Below are 13,385 nucleotides of genomic sequence, written 5' to 3' on the forward strand. Positions count from 1 at the left end.
GCATTCGCTAGCGGGGGTTGAAGGCGCCCTCCAAGGCGGTGATGAAGAACGGGAACTGCGCGGCGAAACGGTGCAGGTTGCGGTCGCGGTCGTAGCCCGCGAACCAGTACAGCCCCGGCTGGGAATCGGCCGACGGGTCCATGTCGCGGAAGGCGCGGATCCAGTTGTCGGCCCGGCCGCTGATCACCGTGTACGGCAGGGCGCGGGAGAACACCGTCTCCTGGTCGATCGGCGGGATCTGTTCGCGGGCCACGGTATCCAGGCCGCGCTGCATGGCGCGCACCCGGCCCGCGACGGTGTCGCCGAGGGTGGTCCTGGTCGGCAGGTAGTTCGGCAGCAGGATCGCGGCCACACCGGCCAGCGCGATCGCGACGCCGACCAGCGCGTGCCCGGAGGTCAGCGCGAGCACCACGGTGGCGATCACGCCGAGGACGATCAGCGCGCCGCCGATCCAGCGGGGGAGCGCGCGCTGCTTCGGGTCGGCGAAGGCGCCGGTGGCGACCGCGTCGGCGCGCATCGCGGCACGGATCGGGTCGAGTTGCATCCGGCCCGGCGCGCGCAGCTCGCGCACGGCGACGGTGTCGGTGCCCTCGGGTAGCAGCATGTCGTAGACGGTGCGCTCGTAGTCGCGCAGCTGATCGTCGGGCGCGTTGACCCGGCTGATCCGCCAGTCGTCCTCGCCGCGCGCGTTCACCGGAGTGATCCAGATGTAGCGCCGGACCGCGAGATCGACGACGGTGGCGGCGATGTCGACCGGGTCGACGTGCTCGTCGAGCAGCAGACCGGCCTCACCGGGGAGCACGCCGTCGGGGGAGGTGAAGTCCACCCGGCCGCCCTGCTGGACGATCGGCTGGAAGGTGTCGCTGCCCGCCAGCGCCGCCGCGGCGCGCTTCCTTGCGGTCAGCACGTAGGCGATCATCGCCGCCAGCGCCAGCAGCAGCGCGCCGAACGCGGCGAGCACCGGGGTGGTGAAGGCGAAGAAGTTGTCCGAGTCGCCGCCGCGCACATCGGCGTTGGCGGGCACGGTGCCGGGCGGCAGCTGCAGGGTGAGGTCGATCGCATCGCCCTTACGCAGGTCGCGCTGGCTCAGGTACAGCACGCCGTCGGGTTCGGTGTGCACATCGGCGCACGGCTTGGGGCTGCCCGCCGGGCCGAGTTTGCAGTCGACGATGCCCATTTGATAGCTGGGACTGATCACCGAGACGTCGAGCGCGGCGATATCGGCGTTCATCACGCCGAGCCAGTGGAACACCTGGGTGCCCGGCGCGTCGGAGACGGTGTTGTGCACCGAATAGGTGAACTTGGATTCACCAGGCTTCGCCTCGACGACGAACTGGTCGTTGACCGTGGTGGCGGTGCCTGCGCCGCTCGCGGTGACATCGGTGACCTTGAAGACGCGCTCGACGTCGTCGCCGACCTTCAGGCGCAACGGCAGCGACATCGTGAAGTTGCCGTCGGCGGGCACCCCGACGGTCTCGGTGACCTGGAGCACACCGTCATCGGTCAGTGTGAGATCGGCGGTGATCGTGACGCCGGCCGGCGCGGGCTCCGTGTGGGCTACCGGCGCGGCCGCGAGCAATCCCGCCGAAGCGAGCAGCAGCGCGCCTGCGGCGCCCCCCCGAAAAGTCAGCATGGCTGCTTACTCTAGACAGCTTGCTATTCTGCGTCAGCGGCTGTCGGCGACTCACGAGACGAGGGGGTACGGGGGCGTGACCCAACCACCGTACGGTTATGGCCCGGTCGGTCCAGGTGGACGACCGGTTCCGCCGCCCCCTGGCTATGGGCAGCCCCCGGGATATCGACCGCAACCCGGTTACGGGCCGCCCGGTTATCAACAGCCGCAAGGTTATCCACAGGGCTACGGACCGCGACAGGGCTACGGTCCGCCGTCCGGCTACCGGCCGCCGCCGATGCCCTACGGCCCGCCCGGCAGGCCGACCCCGCCGCCGCGCAAACGCCGCGGCGGCCTGACCTCGCTGTTCCTCGTCGTCGTCTTCCTCGTGGTCGGCGGCCTGGTGAAGTTCGCCGTCAGCACCGGCCTCGACGCGGGCATCGGCGCGATCGGCCCGAAGCCGAGCACCACCTACACCCCGCAGCCCGGCACCGCGCCCGCGGCCACCGCCGACAATCCGCTGCTCACCGACGCCGACGGCACCCTGGTGCCCGCGTCCTGCGATTACGCGCCGTGGGGCACCCAGGTCGAGAAGGCGCGCGCCTTCTTCGAATCGGCGGCGACCTGCCTGGAGGCGGCCTGGAAGCCGCTGCTGGCGGCCAACAACCTGCCGTTCGAGTCGCCGACGCTGAGCGTCACCGCGACCACCGCGGGCATCACCACGCCGTGCACCGGGTCGACGAGCAACTTCGCCGCCTTCTACTGCGCGGCGAACAAGACCATCTACATGCCGATCAGCCAGCTGCAGACCGATCAGTTCCGCGACAACTGGGTCGTCTACCTGTCGGTGTTCGCGCACGAGTACGGCCACCACGTGCAGGCCCAGTCGGGCATCCTGCGCAAGGCCAACTCCGAACGCGTCGACGCGGGCGCCCGCTCGCCCAAGGGGCTCGAGCTCTCACGCCGGGTCGAGTTGCAGGCCAACTGCTTCGACGGCATGTTTATCGCGTCGTCGAAGGGCGGCGGTTCGCTGTCGGCCTCGCAGGTCACCGTCGCCACCAAGGACTCCTACGGCCGCGGTGACGGCCCGGGCGACATGCGCGATCACGGCACCTCCGAGCACGGTGGGCAGTGGTTCGAGGCCGGGTTGCAGCGCAACCTCACCTCCCAGTGCAACACCTTTACCGCCGCCGCGAGCGAAGTGAGCTAGCGGTTCCGCCTCCCCGCGATTTCTGGCCGGACTCGGGCGCACATCCGGTGGCGTCGGCGGCTGGCGGAAACCCGAGTGGCAGTCAGCCCGTACCCGGTGAGTTACCCATGTAGCCGCGAGATCAGTTGCGAAGTTGTCGAACCTCGATGAAGTGCTGGAGTTAGTGTCGTGTATCCGCCGCAGCCGCCCTATGGCAGACCGGTTCCGCCCGCGTATGGCAGGCCGATGCCGCCGATGTACCCGCGCCCGCTGCCGCCGCCGTACGGCTATGCGCCGCAGGGGTATCCGCCGCCGCGCCGAGGTGGTGGCGGCTGGTTCGGGTCGCTGCTCACCGTACTGACGGTGTGCGGGATCGTCGGCGCGCTGCTGGTCGCGGCGGTCTCGCTGTCGGAGGACTCGTCGAAGAAGAACGTCGCCAAGACGACGACGCCGAGTTTCACCTACAGCAGCTCGGCCACTCCGGCACCGACCACCACGACCCAGACCACCGTGCGCACCTCGGCCCGCACCACCGCGCCGACGACGACGAAACCCGCTGGGCCGCAACCGGTGATCGCGCTCGGCCAGCATCCGCTGTTCCGCGACAGCAGCGCCTTCCTGCCGAACATGGACTGCGATCTGCCGCGCTGGTCGACCGACGCGGCCACGGCCAAGGCCTTCTTCGCGGCCGCGCAGGGATGCCTCGACCAGATGTGGCGGACCAACCTGGCCGCGGCGAACCTCCCGTTCCGCAGCCCCGGCCTCGAGGTCGCGGTGAATCCGTCCGAGCTGTCCTCGCCGTGCGGCGGCGCCACCAGCGACGCGTTCTACTGCAGCGCGTCGAGCACCATCTACATGTCGACGGCCGGGCTGGTCCTGCACAACACGCCGTACCCGCCGATGGAGGCGCTGTCGGTGTACGCGCACGAATACGGCCACCACGTGCAGGGCTTGACCGGACTGCTCCAGGCCTCGTCGAATCAGCGCCGCGAGCAGGGCGCCACCTCGGCGGGCGGGCTGGAGACCTCACGCCGAATGGAATTGCAGGCCAGCTGCTTCGGCGGCATGTACATCGGCTCGGCGGAGGCGGGCGGTTCGTGGACCTCGCAGGAGGGCTACGCCGCGGTCAAACACAACTACAACCGCGGTGACGGCAACGGCCGCCACCGCGATCACGGCACGCCTGAGCACAACGGCAATTGGTACAACCAGGGTTACTCGAAGAACCGCAACTTCGAATGCAACACCTGGTTGTCCCCGGCCGACGAGGTCAGCTAGGGGTCACTGACCCCCGTAGTGCCCCTCGCCGAAGCGACGCGGCGAACTCCCGTGCACGCCTTCGGCGTACGCGGTCTCGGCGTGCAGGGCGAAGTCGATGCCAGCGGTCTCGTCTTCCTTGCTGACGCGGAACCCGATGACCTTGTCGATCAGCTTGCCGATCACGAACGACACCCCGAACGCGTACGCCGCGACCACGAGCACGCCGACCAGCTGCTTGCCGAGCTGGGCGAAGCCGCCGCCGTAGAACAGGCCGTTCACCCCGCCGGTCATCACCTCGGTGGCGAGCAGGCCGATCAGGATCGTGCCGACGATGCCGCCGACGAAGTGCACGCCGACCACGTCGAGCGAATCGTCGTAGCCCGCCCGGTGCTTCCAGCCGACGGCGAACGAACACACGACACCGGCCGCCAGGCCGACGATCACCGCACCGAGGGTGTTGATCACGCCGCAGGACGGCGTGATCGCGACCAGACCGGCCACCGCGCCGGAGGCCGCGCCGAAGGTGGTCGGCCTGCCGTCGCGGACCTGCTCGACGATCAGCCAGCCGAGCATGCCGAGACTGCCCGCGACCAATGTGTTCAGGAAGACCGCCGCCGCGGTGCCGGTGGCGCCGAGCGCGGAACCGGCGTTGAAGCCGAACCAGCCGAACCACAGCAGACCGGCGCCCAGCAGCACGAACGGCAGATTGTGCGGACGCATGGCGTCGATGTTGAAGCCGATGCGCGGGCCGAGCACCAGGGCCAGCGCCAGCGCCGAGGCGCCCGAGGCGATCTCGACGACCAGGCCGCCCGCGTAGTCGAGCGTGCCGAAACCGAGCAGCCAGCCGTCGGGTCCCCACACCCAGTGCGCGATCGGGGCGTACACGGCCAGCGTCCACAGCGGGACGAAGACCATCCAGCCGGAGAACTTGGCGCGGTCGGCGATCGCGCCGGAGACCAGCGCGGCGGTGAGGATCGCGAAGGTCAGCTGGAAGGTGACGAACAGCAGCTCCGGAATCGTGCCGCGCACCGAGCCGGGATCGATCCCGGCCAGGCCGACGTGCTCGAGGTTGCCGATCAGGCCGCCGCCCGCGTCGTCACCGAAGGCCAGGCTGTACCCGGCGACCAGCCACACCACCGTGACCAGCGGAATCGCGATGAAGCTCATCATCAGCATGTTCAGCACGCCCGTGGAGCGCACCATCCCGCCGTAGAAGACGGCCAGCGCCGGCGTCATCAACAGCACCATGGCGGTAGCCGCGAGAAGCCAGGCGGTGGCCGCAGGATCGATCGTTGCGGGCACGGTAACTCCTTTCACGCGTGATTGCGTTGCAAGGAAATTACCGAATGCTCACCGTCCGCGCTGGTGTCGCCCGGGTTCTAGCCCCGGTTTTCCTTCGCCAGCGCCCTGGTGCCGCGCTTGCCGGGAACGGGCAGGTCATCGCCGTCGGCGAGCCATTCGGCGGTGATCAGCCAGCGTCGCTGGGCATGCGCGTCGGCCACATCGAAGAAGACCCGCCTGCCGCGATCGTCGCGTGCGTCCCTGGCCAGCGCGGCCCAGCTCGGCGGCCTGCCCCGCTCGGCGGCGTGCTCGACGACGAATCCGGCGACCAGCTTGCCGATCATGTTGACCGGTTTCTGGGAGACCCGGTTGCCGTACTTGGTGGTGTGCCAGCGGCGGGCCGGGCACAGCGAACCGGGGTTCGCGTTCGAGGCGATCCAGCCCGCGCGCTGCGCCCGCTCGATCAGCCACAGGTGCTTGACCGCCGACGGCGCGATCTCGCCGACCCGCTCGGCGATGAGCTCGGAGACCTCGGCGTCGGCGAGGATGTCGCGGCGGGTCGGCCCGATGCCGTGGTCGGTCCAGTGGGCGGCGGCGAGCCGGGCCAGGATGCGGCCGAACTCGTCGATGCTGCGCTGGGCGCGCCTGCCGAGACGCTCGATCCGCTCGGCCTCGCGGCGCATCTCGTTCTGCGCGGTGAGGGTGCGGATCGCCGCCATGGTCGGCACCTGCCCGCGTTCGAGCAGTTGCAGGATGGCCGCGGCGGTCGCCGGGTCCGCCGCGGCGGCGACGGGCAGCGAATCGCGCTTGATGTCGAAGTCCTGGGGGCTGATCGCCCGGCTCAGCAGGCCGACCGCGGCGTGGTCGCCGGCGAAGTCGGTGTGGGCGAGCCAGGCGGCTGCGATGTCATCACACGACAGCACGGTGAAACGTTCCTCCGGTCGGCGGTGGGGGAGCGATACGGTGCGCGAAGGTTGTGCCCCGGTCGGGATGAGGGACCGGCCGGGGTCACCAACCTGATGAAGGTTTGGCCACCGAAGTTGCCGAGATCCACGGTAGCCAGGCGCTTGCGCTGCTGTCACGACGATTGATTGTTTCGTTACATCTGGAAAGGGGCTGTCAATCGGGGAACGGGTACGCATTTCCGTCACAACCAGGATCAACCGCCGTTCCTCCGGGCATTCGCCGCGCGTGAAATAGTCGACAACTCGGCCGTAGCGCCTCGTCGACCGGGTTTGCCCACCCGCTCCGAACCTGCACTCGAACTGTGATCTGTATCACGTTTATGCGACGGGATGCGGGCGAGACGGTGACGCGTCGGCCGCTCATCCACATGTCACAGTGCGGCGGTAGCCTGTGGGCCGTGGCTCTGTACCGGAAGTATCGACCGGCGACGTTCGCTGAGGTAGTGGGTCAGGAGCATGTCACCGACCCGCTGAGTACGGCGCTGGATACCGGACGGATCAGTCACGCGTATCTGTTCTCCGGTCCGCGTGGCTGCGGCAAGACCTCCTCGGCGCGCATCCTCGCCCGCTCGCTGAACTGCGTGGAGGGGCCGACCTCCACGCCGTGCGGGGTGTGCGCGTCCTGCGTGGCGCTCGGGCCGGGCGGCGCGGGCAATCTCGATGTCATCGAGCTCGACGCGGCCAGTCACGGTGGTGTCGACGACACCCGTGAGCTGCGTGATCGCGCGTTCTACGCGCCCGCCGAGTCGCGCTATCGCGTGTTCATCGTCGACGAGGCGCACATGGTCACCACGGCCGGCTTCAACGCGCTGCTCAAGATCGTCGAGGAGCCGCCCGCCCACCTGATCTTCATCTTCGCCACCACCGAACCGGACAAGGTGCTGCCGACGATCCGTTCGCGCACCCACCACTACCCGTTCCGGCTGCTGCCGCCCGCGACCATGCGCGGCCTGCTCGGCAAGATCTGCGAGCAGGAGCACGTGCCGGTCGAGGAGGCGGTGTATCCGCTGGTCATCCGAGCGGGCGGGGGTTCCCCGCGCGACAGCCTGAGCGTGCTCGACCAGCTGCTGGCCGGTGCCGGGCCCGAGGGTGTCACCTATCCGCGCGCGGTCTCGCTGCTCGGCGTCACCGATGTCGCGCTGATCGACGACGCGATCGACGCGCTTGGCGCCGACGACGGCGCCGCGCTGTTCGGCACCATCGACAGCGTGATGGAGGCGGGCCACGACCCGCGCCGCTTCGCCGTCGACCTGCTCGAGCGCCTGCGCGATCTGATCCTGCTGCGCGCGGTCCCCGACGCTGCCGAGCGCGGCCTGGTCTCCGGCCCCGGCGACGTCCTGGAACGCATGCGTGACCAGGCCGAACGCCTCGGCCCGGCCACTCTCACCCGCTACGCCGAACTCCTGCACGAGGGCCTCGGCGAAATGCGCGGCGCGACCGCCCCCCGCCTCCTGCTCGAGGTCATCTGCGCCCGCATGCTCCTCCCGTCGGTCTCCGACGCCGAATCCGCCACCCTCCAGCGCCTGGAACGCCTGGAGCGCGGATTCGCCGGTGGCACAATCGCTCCCGCCCGCCCCGGCCCCGCCGTCGGTGAACCCACCGCCACGCCCGCCGCCGCCCCGGCCCCCCGCCCCGCGGGTGGCGAGAACCGTCGCCGCGGCGCCGAACTCCTGGCCGCCGCCCGCGCCGAAAAAGAAGCGGCCGCAAGCGGTTCTGCGCCGTCGGCGCCAAACCGTGAGCGCCCTGCTACCGGCGGATCGGCTGCTGCTGGTGGATCGGCTGCTGCTGGTGGATCGGCCGCAGCAGGCGGATCGGATGCTTCTGCCTCGACCGTGGCGCCGGTGCGGGATATGGCGTCGCAGCCGTCCGCCCAGTCGAATGTGCAGACCGGGCCCTCCGGTGACCGCCCGTCCGCTGCCCCCGGGTCGGAAACGACTGCCTCGCAGGCGCCTTCGGTGGTCGAGCGGGATGCTGCGTCCGCCGCGGCGGCGCTCGCCGAGCCTCCGGCCGATACGAGCGGGCAGCGCCCCGGTGGGGCTGTGATCGGGCAAGATCCCGACCTGGCGCTGAACGGCCAGGGTGAACCCTCCGGGCCGGGCGCTGTCCCGCAATCCGGTGCGGCAATCACGCGCGGAACGGAAACATCGGCACCGCAAGGTGATTCGCCCACGCGGGTGGGTGATTTCCCAGCCCCGGAGCCGGTCGCATCTCCGCCCGCGGCGTCGCGAGCGGCGGACGTCGCTCTGGTACCCGCCGCGGCACACCAGCCGGAACCTTCCAGCGCCGCGCATCAATCAGAGTCCGCTGACGTGCACCGGTCTGAACCCGGCGCCGCGTATCGGCCGGATCCCGCTGCCGCACAGCGGCCGGATCCCGCTGCCGCACAGCGGCCGGATCCCGCTGCCGCACAGCGGCCGGATCCCGCTGCCGCACAGCGGCCGGATCCCGCTGCCGCGCAACGGCCGGATCCCGCTGCCGCGCAACGGCCGGATCCCGCTGCCGCGCAACGGCCGGATCCCGCTGCCGCACAGCGGCCGGAACCCACCGCTGCCGCGCAGCGGCCGGAACCTGCTATCGCTGCACAGCGGCCGGAGCCTGCTGCTGCGCAGCGGCCGGACTCCGCTGCTGCCCATCGGCCGGAATCGGCCGCTGCCGCTCACCGGCCGGAGCCTGTTGCCGCGCACCAGCCCGAACCCGCTGTCGCTGCCCAGCGGCCGGAGCCCGACGCCGCTCCGCAACCGGCCGCCGCGCCGAGCGAGGACCTCGTCGCCCTGGTAGACGGGGCCTGGGCGGAGATCAAGGGGAAGGTGCGGGAGTTCGGGCCGACCTTGCAGGCGTTGCTGTCGGGGGCGGCGGTGTCGCGGGCCGAGGGTGACGTGATCGTGTTCGCGCATCAGAGTCCGCCGTTGGCGCAGCGGCTGTCGGATCCGCGCAATATCGACGCGGTGCGGTCGGCGGTGCGTGCGGTGCTCGGCCGCGAGCTGGATGTGCGCTGGGAGACGGGTGCGCCCGCGCCGCGTCCGGCGGCGAAGGCGGCGAGTGCTCCGGCGCGCGGTGCGGGGCAGGGTGAGGCCAAGCCGGCGGGGCGGCCCAAGTTCTCCCGGCCCAGCCAGGCCAACGGGAATCAGGCGGGTGCGCCGGGGCAGGCCAAGCGGGCCGCCGACGACGACATCCCGCCGCCCGATTTCCCCGACCTTCCCGACGACCCCGGCCCCGACGAGGGGTACGGGCCCGATTCGAGCCGGTCCGGTGGCGATTCCGGGCACGGCTCGAGGCCGGGCGACGCGGTGCTGGCGCCGCCGACCCCGGAAGAGGAGCAGGAGATGCTGGCCGCCGCCGCGGAGCCGGTGGCTCCCGGCGATCGGCAAGACCCGGACGAGGTCGCTCTGGCGTTGCTGCGAGACGAGCTCGGAGCGAAGAGTCTGGATGGTTGACAGCCACCGGCTGGACCACGTTAAGTTAACCGGAGTTCGCACACCACGGTAGTATGAACGGGTGGCCGGAATCGCCGGATGGAGCATGGCTCTGTGCTCCGTCGGCGCTGCCGGATTTGTACGGCGTCGAGACAGTTGGTCGTGGCGTTCGTGCGGCCACCGCACCCCAAGGAAGGAAACACTCCGATATGACCACAGAGGCCTACATCTACGAGGCCATCCGCACTCCGCGCGGCCGCGGCAAGAAGAACGGCTCGCTGCACTCGGTCAAGCCGATCGATCTGACTGTTGGTCTGATCCAGGAGCTGCGTGGCCGCTTCCCCAACCTCGACGAGGACCAGATCTCGGACCTCATCCTCGGCGTCGTCACCCCCGTCGGTGACCAGGGCATGGACATCGCCCGTGTCGCCGTCACCATCGCGGGTCTGCCCGACACCGTCGGTGGCTTCCAGCTCAACCGCTTCTGTGCTTCCGGCCTCGAGGCCGTGAACCTGGCTGCGCAGAAGGTTCGCTCCGGCTTCGACGACCTCGTCATCGCCGGTGGCGTCGAGTCCATGTCGCGCGTGCCGATGGGCTCCGACGGCGGCTCGTGGGCGCTCGACCCGGCCACCAACTACGACGGCTACTTCGTGCCGCAGGGCATCTCGGCCGACCTGATCGCCACCATCGAGGGCTTCTCCCGCGATGACGTCGACGCCTACGCGGTGCGTTCGCAGGAGCTGGCCGCCAAGGCCACCACCGGCGGCTACTTCGCCAAGTCGATCGTGCCGGTCAAGGACCAGAACGGCCTCGTCGTGCTCGACAACGACGAGCACATGCGTCCCGGCACCACCGCCGCCGACCTGGGCAAGCTGAACCCCTCCTTCGCCGGCATCGGCGAGATGGGTGGCTTCGACGCCGTCGCGCTGCAGAAGTACACCTACATCGAGAAGATCAACCACGTCCACCACGGTGGCAACAGCTCGGGCATCGTCGACGGCGCCGCCCTGGTGCTGATCGGCTCCGAGGAAGCGGGCAAGAACTCGGGTCTGACCCCGAAGGCCCGCATCGTCGCGACCGCCACCTCCGGTGCGGACTCGACCATCATGCTGACCGGTCCGACCCCGGCCGCCAAGAAGGCGCTGGCCAAGGCCGGTCTGACGATCGAGGACATGGACCTCGTCGAGATCAACGAGGCGTTCGCCTCCGTGGTGCTGAAGTTCCAGAAGGACCTCAACGTCCCGGACGAGAAGCTGAACGTCAACGGCGGCGCGATCGCCATGGGCCACCCGCTGGGTGCCACCGGCGCGATGATCACCGGCACCGTGGTCGACGAGCTGGAGCGCCGCAACGCGCGCTACGGCCTGGTCACCCTGTGCATCGGCGGCGGCATGGGTGTCGCCACCATCATCGAGCGCGTCTGATCCCCGGCCGAAACTTCTCATAGGAGAGAACGAAAACTTATGACTGACAACATCATCGGCTGGGAGAAGGACGCCGACGGCGTGGTCGTCCTGACGATCGACGACCCCAGCCAGGGCGCCAACACCATGAACGACGCCTACCTGGACTCGATGGCCGCGACCGTCGACCGCCTGGAGGCCGAGAAGGACGACATCACCGGTGTCGTGCTCACCTCCGGCAAGAAGACCTTCTTCGCCGGCGGCGACCTGAAGAACATGATGCAGGTCGGCCCGGAGGACGCGGCCGCGGTCATGGATATGGTCACCCGCGTGAAGGCCCCGCTGCGTCGCCTCGAGCAGCTCGGCAAGCCGGTCGTCGCCGCCATCAACGGCGCCGCCCTCGGCGGTGGCCTGGAGATCGCGCTGGCGACCCACTACCGCGTCGCGGCCGACGTCAAGGGCTCGGCCATCGGCCTGCCCGAGGTCTCCCTCGGCCTGCTGCCCGGTGGCGGCGGCGTGACCCGCACCGTGCGCATGCTCGGCCTGCAGGGCGCGCTGATGCAGGTGCTGCTGCAGGGTCAGCGTCACCGCGTCACCAAGGCCAAGGAAATCGGCCTGATCGACGAGGTCGTGTCCTCGGTCGAGGAGCTGCTGCCCGCCGCCAAGGCGTGGATCGCGGCCAACCCCGAGGCGGCCCAGCCGTGGGACAAGAAGGGCTTCAAGATCCCCGGCGGCACCCCGTCCACCCCGGCCTTCGCGGCGAACCTGCCCGCGTTCCCGGCCAACCTGCGCAAGCAGATCAAGGGCACCAACATGCCCGCCCCGCGCGCCATCATGGCCGCGGCGGTCGAGGGCGCGCAGGTCGACATCGACAACGCGCTGACCATCGAGGGCCGTTACTTCACGAGCCTGCTGACCGGTCCGGTCGCGAAGAACATGATCCAGGCGTTCTTCTTCGACCTGAACCACATCAACGGTGGCGGCTCGCGTCCGAAGGACGTGCCGAAGCGTGAGATCAAGAAGATCGGTGTCGTCGGCGCCGGCATGATGGGCGCGGGCATCGCCTACGTCTCCGCCAAGGCCGGCTACGAGGTCGTCCTCAAGGACGTCAAGCTCGAAGCCGCCCAGAAGGGCAAGGCGTACTCGGAGGCCCTCGAGGCCAAGGCCCTCTCCCGTGGCAAGACCACCCAGGAGAAGTCCGACGCGCTGCTGGCTCGCATCACCCCGACCGCGGACGCCGCCGACTTCAAGGGCGTCGACTTCGTGATCGAGGCCGTGTTCGAGAACCCGGAGCTCAAGAACAAGGTCTTCCAGGAGATCGAGGACATCGTCGACGCCGACGCGCTGCTCGGCTCGAACACCTCGACCCTGCCGATCACCCTGCTGGCCGACGGTGTGAAGCGCTCCGAGGACTTCATCGGTATCCACTTCTTCTCCCCCGTGGACAAGATGCCGCTGGTGGAGATCATCAAGGGCGAGAAGACCTCCGACGAGGCGCTGGCCCGGGTGTACGACTACACCCTCGCCATCAAGAAGACCCCGATCGTCGTCAACGACAGCCGCGGCTTCTTCACCTCGCGCGTGATCGGTACCTTCATCAACGAGGCCATCGCGATGGTCGCCGAGGGCATCGACCCGTCCACCATCGAGCAGGCGGGCCTGCAGGCCGGTTACCCGGCGGCGCCGCTGAAGCTCTCGGACGAGCTGAACTTCACCACCATGCAGAAGATCTACAAGGAGACCGCCGAGGCCATCCTTGCTGCCGGTGGCGAGCTCAACGCCGCGTCCGCGAAGACCGCCGAGGTCATCGACTCGATGGTCAACGAGCACAAGCGCACCGGCAAGCTGGGCGGCGCTGGCTTCTACGACTACGTCGACGGCAAGGCCACCGGCCTGTGGGACGACCTGCGTGGGATCTACAACTCGCAGCGTGAGCTCCCGGAGGGTGTCACCTTCCAGGACCTCAAGGACCGGATGATGTTCGCCGAGGCCATCGAGACCCAGAAGTGCTTCGACGAAGGCGTGCTGACCAGCACCGCCGACGCGAACATCGGCTCGATCTTCGGCATCGGCTTCCCGGCCTGGTCGGGCGGCTCGCACCAGTTCATCGTCGGCTACCCCGGTGGCCAGGAGGCCTTCGTGGCCCGTGCGGACGAGCTGGCCAAGAAGTTCGGCCCGCGCTTCGAGGTCCCGGCCTCGCTGCGCAAGTAAGCGGCACCCGGCTCCGGCCGGACCGGAAGCCCGTCACCGTTCGCGGTGGCG

The 13,385-nt window shown here is 69.7% G+C and carries 7 protein-coding genes and 1 pseudogene; 5 read left to right on the top strand and 3 right to left on the bottom strand.

The genetic code is table 11. The features are described 5' to 3' along the window. Positions 1–7 precede the first annotated feature (7 nt). Positions 8–1,633, bottom strand: coding sequence for a DUF2207 domain-containing protein (locus AB0H54_RS14985; RefSeq protein WP_355281010.1), 1,626 nt, complete (start codon positions 1,631–1,633; stop codon positions 8–10). Positions 1,634–1,910: 277 nt separating this feature from the next. Between AB0H54_RS14985 and AB0H54_RS14990 the strand changes: the two genes are divergently transcribed. Both AB0H54_RS14990 and AB0H54_RS14995 read left to right on the top strand, forming a co-directional pair. Beyond that, positions 1,911–2,822 (top strand): neutral zinc metallopeptidase, encoded by a 912-nt coding sequence (locus AB0H54_RS14990; protein WP_357345923.1) that lies wholly within the window; start codon positions 1,911–1,913, stop codon positions 2,820–2,822. A 225-nt stretch (positions 2,823–3,047) separates the two neighbouring features. Continuing rightward, entirely contained in the window at positions 3,048–4,079 is a 1,032-nt protein-coding gene (locus tag AB0H54_RS14995) for a neutral zinc metallopeptidase (RefSeq protein WP_357345925.1), read from the top strand. 3 nt (positions 4,080–4,082) lie between these two features. Here AB0H54_RS14995 and AB0H54_RS15000 read toward each other — a convergent pair whose 3' ends face one another. Together AB0H54_RS15000 and AB0H54_RS15005 are read right to left on the bottom strand one after the other, a co-directional pair. Continuing rightward, positions 4,083–5,363 (bottom strand): ammonium transporter, encoded by a 1,281-nt coding sequence (locus AB0H54_RS15000; RefSeq protein ID WP_357345927.1) that lies wholly within the window; start codon positions 5,361–5,363, stop codon positions 4,083–4,085. A gap of 77 nt (positions 5,364–5,440) precedes the next feature. Then, entirely contained in the window at positions 5,441–6,265 is an 825-nt protein-coding gene (locus AB0H54_RS15005) for a hypothetical protein (protein WP_357345929.1), read from the bottom strand. Between the two features lie 440 nt (positions 6,266–6,705). Here AB0H54_RS15005 and AB0H54_RS15010 point away from each other — a divergent pair. The 3 genes and pseudogenes from AB0H54_RS15010 to AB0H54_RS15020 form a co-directional block, all read left to right on the top strand. After that, a pseudogene (locus AB0H54_RS15010) lies at positions 6,706–8,568 on the top strand (DNA polymerase III subunit gamma and tau); the annotation flags it as partial. Positions 8,569–9,929: 1,361 nt separating this feature from the next. Continuing rightward, positions 9,930–11,144, top strand: coding sequence for an acetyl-CoA C-acetyltransferase (locus AB0H54_RS15015; protein ID WP_355281002.1), 1,215 nt, complete (start codon positions 9,930–9,932; stop codon positions 11,142–11,144). Positions 11,145–11,183: 39 nt separating this feature from the next. After that, on the top strand, positions 11,184–13,334 hold the full coding sequence (locus AB0H54_RS15020; protein WP_357345931.1) for a 3-hydroxyacyl-CoA dehydrogenase NAD-binding domain-containing protein: 2,151 nt from the start codon (positions 11,184–11,186) through the stop codon (positions 13,332–13,334). The last annotated feature ends 51 nt before the right edge of the window (positions 13,335–13,385 follow it).

This window comes from Nocardia sp. NPDC050718, assembly GCF_040654235.1.
Lineage (GTDB): Bacteria > Actinomycetota > Actinomycetes > Mycobacteriales > Mycobacteriaceae > Nocardia.

Coding starts and splice junctions, on each gene's coding strand:
- AB0H54_RS14985 (WP_355281010.1), bottom strand. CDS start 1,633: ATGCTGACTTTTCGGGGGGGCGCCGCAGGCGCGCTGCTGCTCGCTTCG.
- AB0H54_RS14990 (WP_357345923.1), top strand. CDS start 1,911: ATGCCCTACGGCCCGCCCGGCAGGCCGACCCCGCCGCCGCGCAAACGC.
- AB0H54_RS14995 (WP_357345925.1), top strand. CDS start 3,048: ATGCCGCCGATGTACCCGCGCCCGCTGCCGCCGCCGTACGGCTATGCG.
- AB0H54_RS15015 (WP_355281002.1), top strand. CDS start 9,930: ATGACCACAGAGGCCTACATCTACGAGGCCATCCGCACTCCGCGCGGC.
- AB0H54_RS15020 (WP_357345931.1), top strand. CDS start 11,184: ATGACTGACAACATCATCGGCTGGGAGAAGGACGCCGACGGCGTGGTC.